Here is a 17,741-nt window from a genome sequence, read left to right as displayed (position 1 = left end):
ATGTCGTACGCCGTAAAAAATCTGAACGAGGGGGATCGCGAGCTGATCGCGTTCCGCATCGGGGATCAGGAGTTTTGCGTGAACATCATGTCGGTTCGTGAGATCCGGGGCTGGACCCCGGCGACCGCGATGCCGCACTCGCCCGGTTATATGCTGGGAGTCATCAACCTGCGCGGCGCGGTGCTGCCGATCATCGACCTTGCCGCCCGGCTCGGCATGAAGCCGGCCGATCCGACTGCCCGTCATGTCATCATCGTCGCCCAGGTGCGGCGCAAGGTCGTCGGCCTGCTGGTCGATGCCGTCTCCGATATCCTGACGGTGACCGACGAAACCATCCAGCCGACGCCGGAGATTTCCTCCGAGCTCGAACGTCAATTTGCCCGCGGCATTCTTGCCATCGACAAGCGCATGATCTGCCTGATCGAACTGGAATCCCTCTTTCCCGAGACCGAAAGCGAAGCCGCATGAACGCAATGGGCGCAAAAGATCAGAGACAGGGACCCGACGAGGTCCTGGCGAGCGGAGAATATCCGCTGACGCGCCGCGACCTCACGGAGATCGCCGCGATGATCTATTCGGATGCCGGCATCTTCCTCAACGAGACGAAGGCGTCGCTGGTCTATTCGCGCCTGTCGAAGCATATCCGCAATCTCGGCCTGTCCGGCTTCCGGGAATATTGTGACCTCGTCGCTTCGCCGGCCGGTGCTGCGCCGCGCCGCGAGATGCTGTCGCATCTGACGACCAATTTTACCCGCTTCTTCCGCGAAAACCATCATTTCGACCACCTGCGCGATCATGTCCTGCCGGAACTTCTGCAACGGGCGAAATCCGGCGGCAGGGTGCGCATATGGTCGGCCGCCTCCTCCGACGGGCAGGAGCCTTATTCGATCGCGCTCACCGTGCTGTCGCTGATGCCGAATGTCGCCGATTACGACTTCAAGATCCTCGCAACCGATATAGATCCGAAGATCCTGGCGATCGCCCGGGCCGGCGCCTATGACGAAAACGCGCTCGAAACCGTTTCGCCCGCCATGCGCAAGCAATGGTTCAGCGAAGTCGAGGTGCAGGGGCGCCGGAAGTTCCAGGTCGACGACAGGGTCAAGCGGCTGATCACCTACAACGAGCTGAACCTGATGGCGCAGTGGCCGTTCAAGGGCAAGTTCGACGTCATCTTTTGCCGCAACGTCGTCATCTACTTCGACGAGCCGACGCAGATGAAGATCTGGCAGCGTTTCGCCGGCCTGCTGCCGGAGGGCGGTCATCTCTACATCGGTCATTCCGAGCGCGTGTCGGGCGAGGCGAAACATGTCTTCGACAATATCGGCATCACAACCTATCGCTATACGGCCAAAGGTTCTGGGAGGAAGGCATGAGCGCTCCTGCAAGGGTTCTCGTCGTTGACGACTCCCCGACGATGCGGGGGCTGATCACCGCCGTCCTGAGTTCCGACCCCGAGGTCAACGTCATCGGCCAAGCCGGCGATGCGCTTGAGGCGCGCGAGGCGATCAAGCGGCTGAACCCAGACGTCGTCACGCTCGACATCGAGATGCCGAACATGAACGGTCTCGATTTCCTCGAAAAGATCATGACGCTGCGTCCGATGCCTGTCATCATGGTATCGACAATGACCCATCGCGGCGCCGAGGCGTCGCTTGCTGCTCTTGAGATCGGCGCCTTCGACTGCGTCGGCAAGCCGGCGCCGGGCGAACTCCGGCCCTTCGGCGACCTCGCCGAGAAGGTCAAGGCAGCCGCGCGCACGCAGCGCCAGTTCTCCCATCCGGTCGCCGCCCCGACCCCTCCGCCCGCCGTTGCCGATTTCCGCGTCGGTCGCAAGATCGTCGCGATCGGTTCGTCCACAGGCGGCGTCGAGGCGCTGATCGCCGTGTTGCAGAAGTTCCCGGCCAATTGCCCGCCGACTGTTATCACCCAGCATATGCCGCCGACCTTTACCAAGAGCTTCGCCGAACGCCTGAACCGCCTCTGTGCGCCGGTGGTGCAGGAAGCGACCGATGGCGCCCGCCTGGAAATCGGCAAGATCTATCTGGCGCCGGGCGGCGAGCGTCATCTCCAGGTCAGCAACGCCTCGGCGCCATGCTGCCGTCTCGTCGACCGGGCGCCGGTCAACGGTCACCGCCCCTCGGTCGACGTGCTGTTCGATTCGGTCGCCGAGCTGGCTGGCCGCAACGCCGTCGGCGTCATCTTAACCGGAATGGGCCGCGATGGCGCCGCCGGATTGTTGAAAATGCGCCACGCCGGCGCCAGAACACTCGGCCAGAACGAAAAAACCTGTGTCGTTTACGGAATGCCAAGGGTTGCTCATGAACTTGGCGCCGTTGAGCAGCAGTTGCCCCTGTCTGCCATCGGTGAAGAAATATTGAAAATGACAGCCGCCCGAAAGGAAGGGACCGAATAAATGTCGATCGCGGAGAAAATCAAAGTTCTGATCGTCGACGATCAGGTAACGAGCCGGTTGCTGCTCAGCGACGCGCTGACCCAGCTCGGTTTCAAGCAGATCACGTCCGCAGGCGACGGCGAGCAGGGCATGAAGATCATGGCCGAGCAGCCGCACCACCTGGTGATCTCGGACTTCAACATGCCGAAGATGGATGGCATCGGCTTCCTTCAGGCCGTTCGCACCAACCCGAACACCAAGAAGGCGGCCTTCATCATCCTCACCGCCCAGGGCGACCGCGCACTGGTGCAGAAGGCAGCCCAGCTCGGCGCCAACAACGTGCTCGCCAAGCCGTTCACGATCGAGAAAATGAAGGCGGCCATCGAAGCCGTGTTTGGAGCCTTGAAATGATGACTGAGGGGGCAGCCCGCCGCGTGCACATCATTCAGGGCGAGTACAAGGTTCTGAGCGATCCAAATGCGGTCCTCTCGACCATTCTCGGCTCGTGCGTGGCTGCGTGCCTCAGAGACCCTGTCGCCGGAATCGGCGGCATGAACCACTTCTTGCTGCCGGGTTCTGCGACGTCGCCGACATCGGGCGGCGATGCCACGCGTTACGGCGTGCATCTGATGGAACTGCTGATCAACGGTCTCCTCAAGCAGGGCGCCCGGCGCGACCGGCTGGAGGCCAAAATCTTCGGCGGCGCGAAGACGATCTCGACATTTTCCAATGTCGGTGAGCAGAACGCCGCCTTCGCCATGCAGTTCCTGCGGGATGAAGGCATTCCGGTGGTCGGCTCCTCCACAGGCGGAGACCATGGACGTAAGCTCGAATATTGGCCGGTCTCCGGTCGTGCCCGGCAATACCCCCTGACCGGCGCCGAAACGCAGAGAACCGTCGCTCTCGAGCAGCGCCCCGCCGCTCCGCCGAAGCCCGTCGAAACCAGTATCGAATTTTTTTGATGGCGAGGATTTTCATATGACATTTAATCCGGTGATGGAGCCGCCTGCGCCTGTTGAAGCGTTGAGCGACATCCTGATGCGCATCGTTTCGGAACTGCACGATGTCGCCTATCTCATCGAGCGCATTGAGCCGCAGCTTCTCGATCTCGGTGGTGCTGAAATCCTCAATTCGCCGGATTCCATGAAGGTCATGCAGGGCATCGATCTCGCCGTGCAGAAATCGCGCGGCCTTGCCGAGTTCATCGACACCATCACCGGCGAAATCCCGCACGGCTGGGCCGTCGACGTCGCAACCGCGCTCAGCCTCGTCAAGCTGGCGGAGATGCAGAAGGCCCTGGGCGGCGCCACACGCCACGGACATTCCCAGCCCCTGAGCAAGGCCGCCGGCGACTTCGATTTCTTCTAGTCCTTGGGGGGGCGCGCGCCCCTTCACGAAACGCTCGCACAAGTTTCGCCGATTATTCGTCAGATGAGGCAATAAGCCTGCTTTGTCCCTGACGGATCGTGCGAGAACAGAATGAATCTGTTAAATCAATTAGTTCAGATCTTTAAGAACTTCGGTTCCCTTGGCCGAACGCGCCTGATTATTCTCGGAGGCGTCGGTGCCGTCTCCATCGCAATCGTCCTTGCGGCCGCCCTTTTCGTCAACAAGCCGGCACAGGAAACGCTCTATGTCGGTCTGGACAATCCTGATCTCAACCAGATCAGCATGGCGCTTGCCGAAGCCAACATCAATTTCCAGGTCGGCACCGACGGTGCCAGCATCAGTGTCCCCGCGGGGATGACGGGCAAGGCCCGCCTGATGCTTGCCGAGCGCGGCCTGCCGAACAGCGCCAATGCCGGCTACGAACTCTTCGACAATGTCGGCTCGCTGGGCCTGACCTCCTTCATGCAGGAGGTGACGCGGGTTCGGGCGCTGGAAGGCGAAATCGCCCGCACCATCCAGTCGATCTCGGGCATAACGGCCGCGCGCGTCCATATCGTCATGCCGGAGGTCGGAAACTTCCGAAAGCAGGAACAGAAGCCGACCGCCTCCGTCATGATTCGCGCCAGCGCCACCACCGGGCGGAGTGCTGCGACCTCGATCCGCCACCTCGTCGCCTCGGCCGTGCCGGGGCTTGACGTCGATGATGTGACGATCCTTGATTCCGCCGGTCAGCTGCTCGCCTCCGGCGACGAAGCCAGCAACAGCTCGCTCAACCGTTCGCTCAACATCGTCCAGAACGTCCAGCAGGAAGTCGAATCCAACATCGACAAGGCGTTGGCACCCTTCCTCGGCATGGACAACTTCCGCTCCAGCGTCACGGCCGATCTCAACACCGACGCCCAGCAGATCCAGGAAACGACCTACGATCCCGAATCCAAGGTCGAACGCTCGGTCCGCTCGACCAAGGAAGCCCAGCAGTCGCAGCAGAAGCAGTCCGACAGTGCGACCACGGTCGAGCAGAACGTTCCGCAGGCGGCTCCCGAGGCCGGTGGTTCGGCCGGGCCTGAATCGCAGGACAAGTCCGACAAGCGCGAAGAGCAGACCAACTACGAAATCAACAGCCGGACGACGGCGACGACCCGCAACAGCTACAAGGTCGAGAAGCTCTCGATCGCCGTGGTGGTCAACAAGGGCCGCATCGCCAAGATGGTCGGCGAGCCTGCAGATCAGGCCAAGATCGATGCCTATCTTGCCGAAATGCAGAAGATCGTCGCTTCGGCGTCCGGCATCGACGCCAAGCGCGGCGACGTCGTCACCGTCACGGCCATGGACTTCCTCGAAAACCAGTTGCTCGAAGACGCCACCGGCGGTGTCCGCGTCATGGACATGCTGAGCCGCAACCTTGCCGGCGTCATCAACTCGCTGGCCTTCGTCGCGGTCGCCTTCGTGGTGGTCTGGATGGGGCTGCGGCCTCTGGTGCGCAGCGTCAGCGGCAATGGCAGCTCTCAGGTTCTCGGCGACGCCACGCCGGAGGCGGCCGGTCTCGAGCTTCCGGACTTCGCGCCCGCACCTGGCGCCTCCGGAGGAGCCCTCATGGACGGCTTCGGATCCGACTTCGGCTTCGACAGCACCGAGGATCTGCTCAGCCTCGGCGACGACGACGGCAACTTCAACCGCCGCGTCAAGGAAGGCCCGGAACGCAAGCTTTCCCGCATGGTCGAAATCAACGAGGAACGCGCCGCGAAAATCCTCCGGAAATGGGCGATCGACGAAGCAGCGTAAGACAAAAGGCCGGGCAACCGGCCTTTTTTCATATCGGAGCCAAGCATCATTCCTGGAGCGGAAGAGTTATCAACTTGTGGACTCGCGTAAAACGCGAATGAAGTTGCGACACAGCCAGAATCACCTTAGCCTTCCAAATATCTTGATGGCTGGAAATGATCATCGAATCAGTGCATGGGCGGCAGCGGAAGTAAATCCCTAGAAGTCGGAGATGGTGATTTGCATCGGCTGGCTTACCCTTGGGTGATTCGAAATGGGATTCGAGCGGACTTGAATTGAATCCCTTATAGAAAAATTGCTGTTGCACCGAGTTTGATCGTTTCTCAGCCGCAGGACATTGCCAATGGATATGGACGTAATTCAGGCGAGCAAAGGCGAGAGGCAAATGTCGAATTTTGCGAGCGCTGTGGTGCCGGATCTGTTGCCACGCGATCAACTGCTCCAGCGCCTGCACGGTGTCGCCAACACTGGCAGGTTGCAGTCCGGTCTGCGCGCGCTGACCGAGTATGTCGGTGCTTCGCACTACCTCCTGGCGCGCTGCGATCTCCTCCAGGAAAGCGGCCTCGATTTCATTGTCTCGTCGGATTGGCCCTTTGACCTGGTCAGGGATATCGCCAATGATCTGGTTCGCGGCTATGCCCGTTCGACTGAGCTGGAAAAATGCATGCAGGTTTTCCAGCCGAATTTTGCTCTTATGCCTGACAATGCCGAGGTGCCGGACGGCGCCAGCCGCCAATATTGTTCGGTCACCTTCAATGTCGGCCGATCGCGGCTGGCCCTGATGTTTCTGTTCGGCGAGGGGTTCATTCTGTCGCCGGAGCGCCTGCGGGATGTCGGCCTGCTTGCCGGTTATGTCGCGAGTTTCCTGCGCTGCGGCGGAACGAGGGTCGATCGTGATTTCGAATTGACCGACCGCGAGCTCGAATGCCTGTTCTGGATCGCCGAGGGCAAGACCAGCGACGAGATCGCGATGATCCTCGGCATCTCCCGCAATACCATCAACAACTACATCACCAGCGTGATGCGCAAGACGGCGACAAAGACCCGCTCCGAGGCCATTGCCTTCGCCGTCCGCAATAATCTCGTATAGGGGGGATCCATGGCGCATCCATCAGCCAGGACGATGAGCAGCGCCGAGCAGTTGCGCATGGTGCGTGTGAACAGGATTTCCAGCCGCTCCGATCTCTTTCCGCGGCTGATTGCGATGCAGAAGCTCGCCGATGCCCACGGTTTTGCGATCTTCCGCGTCAGCGGGTCGGGTCTTCCGGCCAAGCAGCGGCTTGTCTGCGAGCTCGAGAACTGGGGCTCCGCCAATGCCGGTTTCGGCAAGGCCTTCACGGATGCCTATGGCGATGTCCTTCTCGAGCATATCGACAAGTCGCTATTGCCGCTCTCATGGGCCGGCGGTTACGACCGTGCCGCACCCGGTCCTGCCGACTTCGCGCCATTCATGACGCGACTGCAGGATGGTATCCTGCCTTTTTCCGGCCTTGCCTTTCCGGTGCGGCTCGGCGCCGTCGGCAACGGTTTTATCGTTTTCACCGGCGATGAGATCGATCCGTCGAGCGATACTATTGTCGAGCTGCACGGTCGCTGCTGCCATATCATGATGGATCTGCTCTCGCTCGACGAACGCCGCACGGCGGCCGCCGAAGCGCTCAGCGAACGCGAGATCGCCTGTCTCCAGCTTGCCGGCGACGGCCGCATCAGCGAAGAGATTGCCGACAAGCTCGGCCTGTCGGTGCACACCGTCAACGCCTATCTCGGCTCGGCGACCATCAAGCTCGATTCCGTCAATCGCATCCAGGCGATCGCCAAGGCGATCCGGCTCGGCTACATCAGCTGAACCGCATGGATATGCTCTCGAAAGAGCGGATGAAAGCTCTCATGTCCTGATGACAGGTCAGCCGGCCAGCGCACGCGGCGTCTGGCTGACGCTGTAGCGCGATTCCCGAAGGCTCTTTTCGAGGAAGCGGGTGTTCTCATCGGGATCGGCCGAGGGATACTGGAATGCGATATGGTTGATCTCGATGCCGGCGTGATCTTCGGCAAGCGTCAGCTGCGCATAGACGGTGACGCCGCGCGGCTTGATTTCGAGATCGAGAACGACTTCGGGCTTGCCGCCCCACTCCAGCGTATAGTTGCCGCCCAGGCCGAAATTCACCGTGCCCGGATGAAAGAAAAGCTCCGCCGCCGAAGCCACGAGATCGGAAAGATTGCCGTAATACTCGAAGCGCAGCAGCGAAATAAGGTCAGAAGCATCCAGGAGGCGCAGTTCCGTGGCGACCGGGCTGATCGCGACTGCGAGGATTTTTTCACGCTGGGTAGAGTGGGGGCATTTTTTCATTCGGCTTATCTTACCCGTTTGTTCTTGGCGTCTGCGGCGTAGACCCGGTGGATCAGCTCCGCAACGGCCTTATAGAAGACTGACGGTATGACACTATCTACCGAGACTTGCGCAAACATGGAGCGCGCAAGCGGCGGATCCTCGAACACCGGTATGCCGTTTTTCTCGGCGATCTCCCTGATTTTGAGCGCAATGAGGTCCTGGCCCTTGGCCAGCACCACAGGCGCGTCGTTTTCTTCACGCGCGTAGCGCAGCGCCACCGCGTAGTGCGTCGGGTTGGCGATAACGAGTGTCGCCCGGTCCACATTGGCAATCATGCGCCGGCGCGCCCGGTCGCGCATCAGCGAGCGCTGCCGGCCCTTGACGAAGGGGTCGCCCTGCGCCTGCTTGTTTTCTTCCTTGATCTCGTGCCGCGTCATCTTCAGCTCGGTGAACCAGTGATGGCGCGTCCAGAAGACATCGGCGATCGCCACGATCGCGGTCGCGATCAGCACGACGATGATGATCTTGCGCATCGCTGTCGAGATCCGCACCAGAATCGTCTGCGGGTCGGAGAACATTGCGTCGATCGAGCTGAAATATTCGCTCCGGAGCACGAAAAACAGGATCACCCCGACGACGACGACCTTGAACAGCGATTTTCCGAACTCGATCAGGCCCGGCAGGCTGAAGAGCCGTTCCCAGCCTTTGGCGGGAGAGATGCGTGAGGCCTGTGGCCGGATGCGTTCGAGCACGGGCGTCGGTAGGTTCTGGAAGATGGAGGAGGCGATGCCGAACACCATGAACAGGATGAAGGCGGGCGCCAGCAGCGCCGCAACTGCCCAACCGAGCCGGACGAACAGCGAAAGCACATCCGGCCCCGTCTCGATCTTCCATTGGTCGGGCTGTTCGAAGATGTCGCGCAACGTTTCAGCCATGCGCCCGACGCTGGCGGGGAGGAAGAACACCAGATAGATATAGGTGGCAAGGATGGTCGCGAAGATCGACAGCTCGCGCGAAAACGGCACGTTGCCTTTCTCGGCGGCATCGGTTTGCTTTTTCGCGGTCGGGGCTTCTGTTTTGCTGTCCTTGTCATCGTCTGCCAAGACGCGGCCCTCCGTCAAAGAAATAGGCCGCAGCTTGAGCGCGGCCTATCGGTTGAAGGGTAGTCGCCTGCGACGCGGCGATCAACAGCCGCCTTGTGGCGTGCCGGATTTGTCAACAGGCTCGAAGTGTTAGGCGGCTGCCGAAGCGTCGCCTTCCTTCTCCTTGAGCTCGATCTGGCCTGAGTTGGCCAGGCGAATCGCTTCCTGCGCCACGGCGCGCCGGGCAATGGCGATCTCGCGCGGATTGACGCCGCCCATGCCGCTCTGCAGATCCGATTCGATCATGCGGCGCTGGCGCGGGCTGATGGCGGAGAGAACCGATTCGCGGATCTCGGGCGGCGAACCGCGCAACGCGACGGTGAGCACATCTGTCGAGATGTCGTTGAGCAGCATGACACGGCTGCGCTGCGGCATGTACATGAGGTCCTCGAACAGGAAGATCTTCGGGCGGACCTTGTTGACGGATTCGCGGCTGATCGATTCGAGCGAGGTGAGCAGCGTGTCGACCTGCGGCTTGTCGAGTTCGTTCATGAGATCGGCGACCTTCGTCGAGCCGGCGGCATTGCGCTCTGCCTCGACCTCGGCAAGCAGCGTCATGACCTGGTTCTCGATGATCTGCGCAGCCTTCGGGCTAACCGTCTTCATGTTGACGGTTCGGTTCATGATGTCTGCGCGGCGATTGTCGGGAAGCTGCAACAGCACCTTGGCGCCGAAGTTGGAAGGCATCATCGAAAGAATATAGGCGACGGTCTGCGGATGTTCGCGCAGCAGGAACTGGGCGACGAATGTCGGCTCCGCCTCGCTGAGGCGATCCCAGATCGAGGTTTCATAGGCCTGGAACGCCGTGCGGCGGCCGAGCAGGCTGTCGACCTCGTCGGGCGTCAGGCCTTCTTCCAGAATGGCCTCGATCGCCTTGGCATTGTCCATCAGGCCGGCGCCCTCGGTGAAGAGGTCTTCGAATTCGGAGACGAGCTGCAGGAGCTCGTCCGGCGGAATGGCGCGCAGCGACTGGGCGGATGAGATAATGGTCTGCAGTTCGGCCTGGGTGAAATATTTCAACAGCCGGCCGGCGACGCCCTTTCCCATAGCGAGAAGAACAGCCGCCGCCTTTTCAGCCTGGGTCAACGGTTTCCCGGCTAGCGCGCCGCCGAAATCGTCAAAGTCCATCATGGTCTAACCTCTCCGTCCCACACAGGGATCAGGCTTTTTTCGTACTCAAAACTTCTATCAGTTTCACACCGAATCGGGTGTCGTCGTTATCAAGCACCGTAATCTCGCCGCGGGCAATCCTGCGGCCGTTCACCATGATCTCGACCGGCTCGCCGATCTTCTTGTCGAGGGCGATCGTCGCCCCTTCATTGAGGTTCATCAGCCCCGAGACCTGCATACGGCTGGTGCCGAGCATGATCTGGACATCGATCGGAATGTCCATGATCAGTTCAAAATTGGAATTCAAAGCGCTGCCGAGCGGAGCCGGCGATGCCTCGAAGGAAGGGCTGCCGCCGAAATCCATGCCCGCAGCCGGGCCGGCATTGCCGGCACCGAAATCGCCGCCGAAATCGTCGCCGCCGAACGGGCTGTCCGAAATCTCGCCGCCGAAAGCCGCCAGATCGGTTCCTGCTGCGAAGGCGTCGTTCTGCAGGTCGTCGCCAAACTGCGGCAGGTCGCCATCGGCATCCTGCTTCAGCACGCCGCGCAGATCGTCGATCGCCTGGTCGAGATCCGCTTCGCTGCCCGGCATATCCAGGGAGAGGTCGCTGTTCTGCTGTGTTTTCTTCGTAGCCATGAAATCACTATTCCAGTTGAAACTTGCCTCAAACTGCCTTTGCAGCCCAAAAGCCAGAGAACCGATTAATTCATTAAATGACGGATGAGTTCGTCATCCGAGTTCATCGTATCCTTGACGCGGACCATGTAATTTTCGCCTGAACGCCCGAACTCGCACACATACAATTCCTTGCTGTTGGCGCTGACCTCGACGCGCACGTCGCCATGGTCACGGAACGGGATGACATCGCCGACCATCAGCTTGGAGATCGTGCGCAATGTCAGGTCCTGCAGCCTGATCTTGGCCTCGAGCGTGACATGCGAACGGCGGACCTGGTCGCCGAGCTGCTCGGTCCATTCCGCCGATTGGCCGGTCTGGCGCTTCGGTTTCGGCGGCGTCACTTTGGTCTTGAGAAGCGCCGTCTGTGGAACGATCAACGAAAATTCCGACACGATACCGGCAAGCGTGATCGACATGTTGATGGCGGCGGCGAATTCATCCAGGCGGTCCTCCGGCGGCCGGGCACGCATCTCAAGGGCGTGCGGGACCGAAAGGCTCGGTTCGAAACCGCCGGGCGCGTTGACGGCCGAGCGCAGCACCTTGGCGATCTTGTCGAAAACCATCACCGCCAGGTCCATTTCGATGATCGACAGCAGCCGGTGGGCCGGCTCCTCGATCGTATCGGCGGTAGCGCCGAGCAGATGTTCCATCAGCGTGATGACGAAACCGTTGCCGCAGGCAATCGTGATGTTCTGCGACCAGTTGCGCAGCGTCACGTCGACGAGCGTGACGTTCGAGCTCAGGTCGTCGATCAGGTGGTTCTTGTAGCCGATCTCGCAGCCGAGATAGTTGACCGTCACGTCGAGGCCGGTCTCGCTCTTGATGACGTCGGGAAAGAATTCGCTGTAGATTTCCCCGAAGGAACTGCAGATCTTGGCGACCCTGCCTCTGTCGCCGAGCCCGCCGGTCAGCTTGGCGAGAAGGGCAGGATCCATTGCCGGTTTGTCGTGCGAAGCATTGCTCATGGTCATTTAAGCCGCCTTGTTTTCGCCGCCTGGGTTCATCATTTCCTGTTCGACCGCATCGATGGACGGACGCTCGTAAGCCGAGATCGTCTTGCGGCCGTATTCGAGAGCGACCTGCGGCACCGAGCCGTTCATGTAGGCAAGCAGCGTCTGCTTGACGATGACGTAGAGGCGGTGCTGCTTGTTGCGCACGATCTTGATCTGGGAGACCAGCGGCGAGCAGAGGCAGTAGGACAAGAGAATGCCGAGGAAGGTGCCGACCAGCGCCGAGCCGATCAGGTGACCGAGCACCTCGGGAGAGTCGTTGATGTGGGCCATCGCCTTGATAACGCCGAGAACGGCCGCGACGATACCGATGGCCGGGAAGGAGTCGCCCATGATCTGGATGGCGTGGTAAGGTTTCATCTTGTCGTGCATGATGGTGTTGAGTTCTTCGTCCATCAGCGCTTCGATCTCGTGGCTGCGGGCGTTGCCGATGATGATCAGGCGCACGTAGTCGCAGATGAACGCCGTCAATTCCTTGTTCTTGAGAACGGTCGGAGCCGACTGGAAGATGGTCGATTCCGCCGGATTGTCGATGTGGGCTTCGATTTCGTTTCGCGACTTGGTGCGCAGGTCGCGCATCAGCGAATAGAGCACGCCGAGCGTATCGAGATAATTGCGTTCCTTGGGAACTGCGTGCTTGAAGGCTTCGCCGAGCGCCTTGCCGGAATCCTTCACCACCTTCATCGGGTTCGCCATGATGAAGCTGCCGAGACCGGCGCCGCCGATGATGACGAATTCGAAGGGCTGGAACAGGGCGTCCACGTGGCCGCCCATCGCCATGAAGCTGCCGATGATACAGCCGCATACAACTACAAATCCAATAATAATGTTCATCGTCAGCCCAATCTGAACGTTGCTTTTCTTTGAGACGGATAGGGTTTCTGCCTTGCGTGAGGCTGATGAAAGGCCGCCGGCCAGGCATTTTCGCGTGCCAGCTTCGCGCAAGCATCTGCCGTCAGTCTAAAGGAGACGAATGGGTGCCCGCGCCCGTTTCTGAGATGCCGCCTCAGCGAAATCCCGGCCGAAACAGACAGACGACGCCCGGCTTTTCGTTCCGTTCATCGCCAATGCTTGGAGCTTACCGACATGCAATCCGGTCTTTATGTTTCTCTGTCGTCGCAGATGGCCCTCGAAAAGCGCCTGACCACCATCGCGGACAACATGGCGAACGTGAACACGACCGGTTTTCGCGCCACCGAGGTGAAGTTCGACGAGATGGTGGCGGCGACCAAGAACAAGCTGAACACCAAGGTCGCCTTCGTTTCCCAAGGCAACGACTATCTGAACGAGGCCAATGGCGAGCTGCAGCACACCGGCAACATGCTGGATTTCGCCATCAAGGGCGATGCCTGGTTCTCGCTCGATACGCCGGCCGGCCGAGTGTTGACGAGGGACGGCCGCTTTACGCTGAAGGACACCGGCGAACTGGTTTCGATCCGCGGATATCCCGTTCTCGACGCCGGCGGCGCGCCGATCCAGCTCAACTCCAAGGGCGGCGAGCCGGCCGTCGGCGCCGACGGCATCATCTATCAGGGCGACCGCCAGGTCGGTTCGCTCGGGCTGTTCGAGGCCGATATCAGCAAGGGTTATCTGCGCTACGAAAACAGCGGCATCATGACCACCGACCAGCCGCGTGCCGTCGTCGACCGCTTCAATGTCGGTGTCGAGCAGGGTTATCTCGAAAATTCCAACGTCAACGCGATGCGCGAGATCACCCAGCTGATCGAAGTCAACCGCGCCTTCGAAAGCGTCTCGTCGCTGATGCGTGACAGCGAGGATTCCTTCAAGGAAGCCGTCCAGACGCTAGGGGGCAGCCGCTAAGCATGAGCACGACGCTACTGTCCGAGGACGGCCTTTCCCCGAAGCTGGCGCATCTGGCAGGCCTCGTCGACCGATACGCATCGCCGGAATTCGCCGTTGCCCATGGCGGTCGCGTGCACACCATCGCCGCCGGCCACTACACGGTTCGCGGGCTTTCCCGCCACGTTCGCCTCGGCGAGTTCGTCGCCCATAAATCGGCGACCGGCATTCATCTGGGCGAGGTGGTTCGTGTCGAGCCTGATCTGATCTATGTCTGCCCGATCGAACCGGGCGAGCCGATCGGCATCCACGATACGGTGATCCGCAAGGGCGCCTTCCGCATCTCACCGTCGGACAGCTGGTGTGGGCGCACCGTCAACTCGCTCTGCGAGCCGATCGACGGGCTGGGGCCGATCGCCGAGGGCCTCGACCGCCGCTCGATCTCCAATGCCGCGCCGCCCTCGATGACCCGCAAGCGGGTCGAGGCCGGTTTCAAGACCGGCGTGCGCGCCATCGACATCTTCTCGCCGCTCTGCCTCGGGCAGCGCCTCGGCATCTTCGCTGGCTCCGGCGTCGGCAAGTCGACGCTTCTCTCCATGCTCGCCCGCGCCGATGCCTTCGACAAGGTCGTCATTGCGCTTGTCGGCGAACGCGGCCGCGAGGTACGCGAATTCATCGAGGATACGCTCGGCAGCAACATGAAGAAGGCGATCGCCGTCGTTGCCACCAGCGACGAGAGCCCGATGCTGCGCAAGATGGCGCCGCTGACGGCGGTCACCATCGCCGAGCATTTCCGTGACAAGGGTGAGAATGTTCTGTTCATCGTCGACAGCATCACGCGTTTCGCCCATGCGATCCGCGAGGTGGCGACCGCCTCTGGAGAGCCGCCGATCGCCCGCGGCTACCCGGCCTCCGTCTTCACCGAGCTGCCGCGCCTGTTGGAGCGCGCCGGTCCGGGCGCCGAGGGCGCCGGCACCATCACGGCGATCATCTCGATCCTCGTCGACGGCGACAACCACAACGACCCGATCGCCGATTCGACACGCGGCATCCTCGACGGCCATATCGTCCTGCAGCGCAGCCTTGCCGAAGAAGGGCGTTATCCGCCGATCGATCCGCTCGCCTCGATCTCGCGTCTTGCCCGCAAGGCCTGGACGCCGGATCAGGAAAAACTGGTGTCGCGGCTGAAGGTGCTGATCCACCGCTTCGAGGAAACCCGCGACCTGCGCCTGATCGGCGGTTACCGCCAGGGCGCCGATCCCGATCTCGATATGGCGGTCAAGCAGGTGCCGATCATTTATGACGTCCTGAAACAGTCTCCGGGCGATCGCGACTCGCCCGATGCCTTTGCCGATCTCGCCGGCGCCCTCAAGGCTGCAGCCGGCATCGGCAATCAGGGCGGAGCCATCCAGAGGAGATAGACGTGGCAGAATTCGACGACGAACGCATAGCTTCCCCGAAGCAGCGCAGGAAGGCCGCCGGCCTGGATCGGTTTCTGACCGTTGCCGGTCTGGCGCTTGCCGGCGCCTCCGCGTTCTTTCCGTGGTATGTGTTCTTCAACGAAGACAAATTCGGCATCAACGTCGCCGCCAGCGACAATTCGCGCGAACTGCCGGATTGGCCCGCCCGCAACGTCTTCAGCGTTTCGCCGCTGGCCATGGTCAACAAGAACGAGCCGGACAAGAAGGCGCCGCCGATCGATCCACTGACGACGGCGACGGTCTCCGACCTCGGCAAGGAGCGCGAGGGCCGCCCCATCCTGGAGGATCAGCCTTTTCCCGGCAAGTCGTCCTTCCGCCTGCTGCACGTCTCCAATGGCCGGGCGCTGATCGAGGATACTTCCGGCATGTATGTGGTGCGCGTCGGCTCGATCCTTCCGGACCAGAGCCGCCTTGCGACAATCGAACAGCGCGAGGGAAAGTGGATGATCGTCACCTCCAAGGGTGAGACCTACCAGAACAACTGAACCTGCCGGCCATCGCTGAGGCAACAGGGGCTCCGCCGCGAACCGGCCGGAGCTCCTTTTTTTGCGCGCGGCGCTCCCCGAAGAGCCGTCGAAACCTGAATTCCCGTAAGTCCCACGCAAGATTACCGCACTAGGTTCGGGACAGTAAAAACGGAGAGTCTCATGCAACCGATCCAACTTTTCGACTTGGCTTCGCGACAGGCGGAATGGCTGACGATCCGTCAGCAGGTTGTTGCCGGCAATATCGCGAATGCCAATACCCCGAAGTTCCGCGCCAAGGACGTCACGCCCTTCGACGCCGTGCTCGACAAGTCGGATATCACCATGGCGCGCACCAATCCGGCCCATCTCAGCGGCAATGATTTCAGCACCAGTGGCGATATCGACGTCAAGGACGCCGCACTCGACCAGGAAATCGGCGTCCAGGAATCCGGCAACACGGTCGGTCTGGCCGAGGAGCTCTCCAAATCTGGCGATATCAAGCGCCAGTACGATCTGAACACATCGCTGGTCAGTTCCTTCAACCGCATGATGCTGATGACCGTCAGGAAGTAAACTCATGGATCCGCTTTCAGCAGCAATGAAAATCGCTGGTTCCGGGCTCGAGGCGCAGTCGACGCGCCTGCGCATCGTTTCGGAAAACATCGCCAACGCCCGCTCGACCGGCGACACACCAGGTGCCGACCCCTATCGCCGCAAGACGATCACTTTCGGCCAGCAGATGGATCGCGTCAGCGGCGTCGAGACGGTTGACGTCAAGAAGGTCGGCGTCGACGAAGGCGACTTCAGCACCGAATTCGATCCCAGCAATCCGGCTGCGGACCAGAAGGGCGTCGTCAAGCTGCCGAACGTCAACATCCTGGTCGAGATGGCCGACATGCGCGAAGCCAACCGCTCCTATGACGCCAATCTGCAGACCATCAAGCAGACCCGCGATCTCATTTCCTCCACGATCGATCTCCTGAAGAGCCAATAATAATGATCAGCAGCGTCCAGAATGTCAGCAACCTTTCGATGACCCGTGCGCTCGGAGCCGTCGATACCGAAAATTCCGCCTCGTCGTCCGCCGCCACCATGCCGGGCACCGCGGGTGCTGCCAATAATATGAGCTTCGCCTCCGTCATGGGCAATATGGCGAGCGACGCGGTCACCAGCCTGAAGGGTGCGGAAAGCATGTCCTTTGCCGGGATCAAGGGCACGGCGACGACGCGTGAAGTCGTCGATTCCATGCTCCAGGCCGAGCAGACGCTGCAGACGGCGATCGCCATCCGCGACAAGGTCGTCTCGGCCTTTCTCGAAGTCACCAAGATGCAGATGTAACTGATTTGAGGACGAACACATGAGAGCGCTCGCCATCGCAGCAACGGGCATGGATGCCCAGCAGACCAATCTGGAAGTCATCGCGAACAATATCGCCAACATCAATACGACGGGTTTCAAGCGTGCCCGCGCTGAATTCTCCGATCTTCTCTACCAGACCGAACGCGCCAAGGGTGTCGCCAACCGCGCCAACCAGGCGGTCGTTCCCGAAGGCGCCAATATCGGCCTCGGCGTCCAGACCTCGGCGGTCCGCAACCTGCATCTCCAGGGCGAACTGACCCAGACCGGCAACGACCTCGACGTGGCGCTGATCGGCAAGGGCTTTTTCCAGATCCAGTCGACCGACGGAACGACGCTTTATACCCGCGCCGGCGCCTTCAACAAGAACGACCAGGGCCAGCTCGTCACCATCGACGGCTACGAGGTCCTGCCCGGCATCAACATTCCGACGGGCTCGACCGAGCTGACGATCAGCCGCTCCGGCCAGGTTTCGGCCAAGCTGCCCGGCGCCACGGACGCGACCGTGCTCGGCCAGCTGACGCTTGCTGATTTCGTCAACGAGGCCGGTCTCCAGCCGATCGGTGACAATCTCTTCCAGGAAACGGCGGCCTCCGGCGATGCCGTCGTCGGCAATCCTGACGAGGAAGGCTTCGCCTACATGAAGCAGGGCTATCTGGAATCGTCGAACGTCGACCCGGTGAAGGAAATCACCGAGCTGATCTCGGCCCAGCGCGCTTACGAAATGAATTCCAAGGTGATCACCACCGCTGATGAAATGGCCTCCATCGTCAGCAAGAACCTGAAGTAAAGGGAAGGGCCGAA

The 17,741-nt window shown here is 61.0% G+C and carries 22 protein-coding genes; 16 read left to right on the top strand and 6 right to left on the bottom strand.

Going from position 1 to position 17,741, the window contains the following annotated elements; all coding sequences use genetic code 11:
- The 9 genes from FFM81_RS17740 (at position 1) to visR (ending at position 7,409) form a co-directional block, all read left to right on the top strand.
- Positions 1-468, top strand: coding sequence for a chemotaxis protein CheW (locus tag FFM81_RS17740; RefSeq protein ID WP_003570359.1), 468 nt, complete (start codon positions 1-3; stop codon positions 466-468).
- Positions 465-1,373: a protein-glutamate O-methyltransferase CheR gene (gene cheR, locus FFM81_RS17735; protein ID WP_003570358.1), complete on the top strand. Its 909-nt coding sequence runs from the start codon at positions 465-467 to the stop codon at positions 1,371-1,373. Before FFM81_RS17740 ends, cheR begins: the two co-directional genes overlap by 4 nt.
- Positions 1,370-2,413 carry a protein-glutamate O-methylesterase CheB gene (cheB, locus tag FFM81_RS17730; protein WP_003570357.1) on the top strand — a complete coding sequence of 348 codons (1,044 nt, stop codon included), beginning with the start codon at positions 1,370-1,372 and terminating at the stop codon, positions 2,411-2,413. The genes cheR and cheB overlap by 4 nt, the downstream gene beginning before the upstream one ends.
- On the top strand, positions 2,414-2,803 hold the full coding sequence (locus FFM81_RS17725) for a response regulator (protein ID WP_003556488.1): 390 nt from the start codon (positions 2,414-2,416) through the stop codon (positions 2,801-2,803).
- The gene (cheD, locus tag FFM81_RS17720) at positions 2,800-3,354 is read left to right on the top strand and encodes a chemoreceptor glutamine deamidase CheD (RefSeq protein WP_003570356.1); all 555 of its coding nucleotides are present in this window, start codon (positions 2,800-2,802) and stop codon (positions 3,352-3,354) included. Before FFM81_RS17725 ends, cheD begins: the two co-directional genes overlap by 4 nt.
- 16 nt (positions 3,355-3,370) lie before the next feature.
- The gene (gene cheT, locus FFM81_RS17715; RefSeq protein ID WP_003570355.1) at positions 3,371-3,760 is read left to right on the top strand and encodes a chemotaxis protein CheT; all 390 of its coding nucleotides are present in this window, start codon (positions 3,371-3,373) and stop codon (positions 3,758-3,760) included.
- 111 nt (positions 3,761-3,871) lie between these two features.
- Entirely contained in the window at positions 3,872-5,563 is a 1,692-nt protein-coding gene (gene fliF / locus FFM81_RS17710; RefSeq protein WP_138386303.1) for a flagellar basal-body MS-ring/collar protein FliF, read from the top strand.
- 343 nt (positions 5,564-5,906) lie between these two features.
- On the top strand, positions 5,907-6,653 hold the full coding sequence (visN, locus tag FFM81_RS17705; protein ID WP_003570353.1) for a transcriptional regulator VisN: 747 nt from the start codon (positions 5,907-5,909) through the stop codon (positions 6,651-6,653).
- A 9-nt stretch (positions 6,654-6,662) separates the two neighbouring features.
- Positions 6,663-7,409, top strand: a complete 747-nt coding sequence (visR, locus tag FFM81_RS17700; protein ID WP_003570352.1) for a transcriptional regulator VisR — start codon at positions 6,663-6,665, stop codon at positions 7,407-7,409.
- Between the two features lie 57 nt (positions 7,410-7,466).
- Here the strand turns inward: visR and FFM81_RS17695 are convergent, their stop codons facing one another.
- The 6 genes from FFM81_RS17695 to motA form a co-directional block, all read right to left on the bottom strand.
- Entirely contained in the window at positions 7,467-7,910 is a 444-nt protein-coding gene (locus tag FFM81_RS17695; protein ID WP_003570351.1) for a hypothetical protein, read from the bottom strand.
- A 5-nt stretch (positions 7,911-7,915) separates the two neighbouring features.
- Complete coding sequence (gene flhB, locus FFM81_RS17690; RefSeq protein ID WP_003570349.1) at positions 7,916-8,995, bottom strand: flagellar biosynthesis protein FlhB; 1,080 nt, start codon at positions 8,993-8,995, stop codon at positions 7,916-7,918.
- 129 nt (positions 8,996-9,124) lie between these two features.
- Entirely contained in the window at positions 9,125-10,165 is a 1,041-nt protein-coding gene (gene fliG / locus FFM81_RS17685; RefSeq protein WP_003570348.1) for a flagellar motor switch protein FliG, read from the bottom strand.
- A gap of 28 nt (positions 10,166-10,193) precedes the next feature.
- The gene (gene fliN / locus FFM81_RS17680) at positions 10,194-10,781 is read right to left on the bottom strand and encodes a flagellar motor switch protein FliN (protein WP_003570347.1); all 588 of its coding nucleotides are present in this window, start codon (positions 10,779-10,781) and stop codon (positions 10,194-10,196) included.
- 65 nt (positions 10,782-10,846) lie between these two features.
- A complete protein-coding gene (locus FFM81_RS17675; protein WP_138386304.1) occupies positions 10,847-11,794 on the bottom strand; it encodes a FliM/FliN family flagellar motor switch protein in 948 nt (315 codons plus the stop codon).
- On the bottom strand, positions 11,795-12,667 hold the full coding sequence (motA, locus tag FFM81_RS17670; RefSeq protein WP_003570345.1) for a flagellar motor stator protein MotA: 873 nt from the start codon (positions 12,665-12,667) through the stop codon (positions 11,795-11,797).
- Between the two features lie 252 nt (positions 12,668-12,919).
- Between motA and flgF the strand changes: the two genes are divergently transcribed.
- The 7 genes from flgF (at position 12,920) to flgG (ending at position 17,727) form a co-directional block, all read left to right on the top strand.
- A complete protein-coding gene (gene flgF, locus FFM81_RS17665; protein WP_003570344.1) occupies positions 12,920-13,654 on the top strand; it encodes a flagellar basal-body rod protein FlgF in 735 nt (244 codons plus the stop codon).
- Between the two features lie 2 nt (positions 13,655-13,656).
- Positions 13,657-15,054, top strand: a complete 1,398-nt coding sequence (gene fliI, locus FFM81_RS17660; RefSeq protein ID WP_003570343.1) for a flagellar protein export ATPase FliI — start codon at positions 13,657-13,659, stop codon at positions 15,052-15,054.
- Positions 15,055-15,056: 2 nt separating this feature from the next.
- Positions 15,057-15,599 (top strand): hypothetical protein, encoded by a 543-nt coding sequence (locus tag FFM81_RS17655; protein WP_003570342.1) that lies wholly within the window; start codon positions 15,057-15,059, stop codon positions 15,597-15,599.
- Positions 15,600-15,761: 162 nt separating this feature from the next.
- On the top strand, positions 15,762-16,154 hold the full coding sequence (gene flgB, locus FFM81_RS17650; RefSeq protein ID WP_003570340.1) for a flagellar basal body rod protein FlgB: 393 nt from the start codon (positions 15,762-15,764) through the stop codon (positions 16,152-16,154).
- Positions 16,155-16,158: 4 nt separating this feature from the next.
- On the top strand, positions 16,159-16,575 hold the full coding sequence (gene flgC / locus FFM81_RS17645; protein WP_003570338.1) for a flagellar basal body rod protein FlgC: 417 nt from the start codon (positions 16,159-16,161) through the stop codon (positions 16,573-16,575).
- A gap of 2 nt (positions 16,576-16,577) precedes the next feature.
- Positions 16,578-16,919 (top strand): flagellar hook-basal body complex protein FliE, encoded by a 342-nt coding sequence (gene fliE / locus FFM81_RS17640; protein WP_003570337.1) that lies wholly within the window; start codon positions 16,578-16,580, stop codon positions 16,917-16,919.
- Between the two features lie 19 nt (positions 16,920-16,938).
- Entirely contained in the window at positions 16,939-17,727 is a 789-nt protein-coding gene (flgG, locus tag FFM81_RS17635; protein ID WP_003570335.1) for a flagellar basal-body rod protein FlgG, read from the top strand.
- Positions 17,728-17,741: the final 14 nt, after the last annotated feature.

This window comes from Rhizobium hidalgonense (assembly GCF_005862185.2).
GTDB lineage: Bacteria > Pseudomonadota > Alphaproteobacteria > Rhizobiales > Rhizobiaceae > Rhizobium > Rhizobium hidalgonense.
Note: the sequence above shows the minus strand (reverse complement) of the source record. Positions and strands in the feature narration are given on the sequence as shown.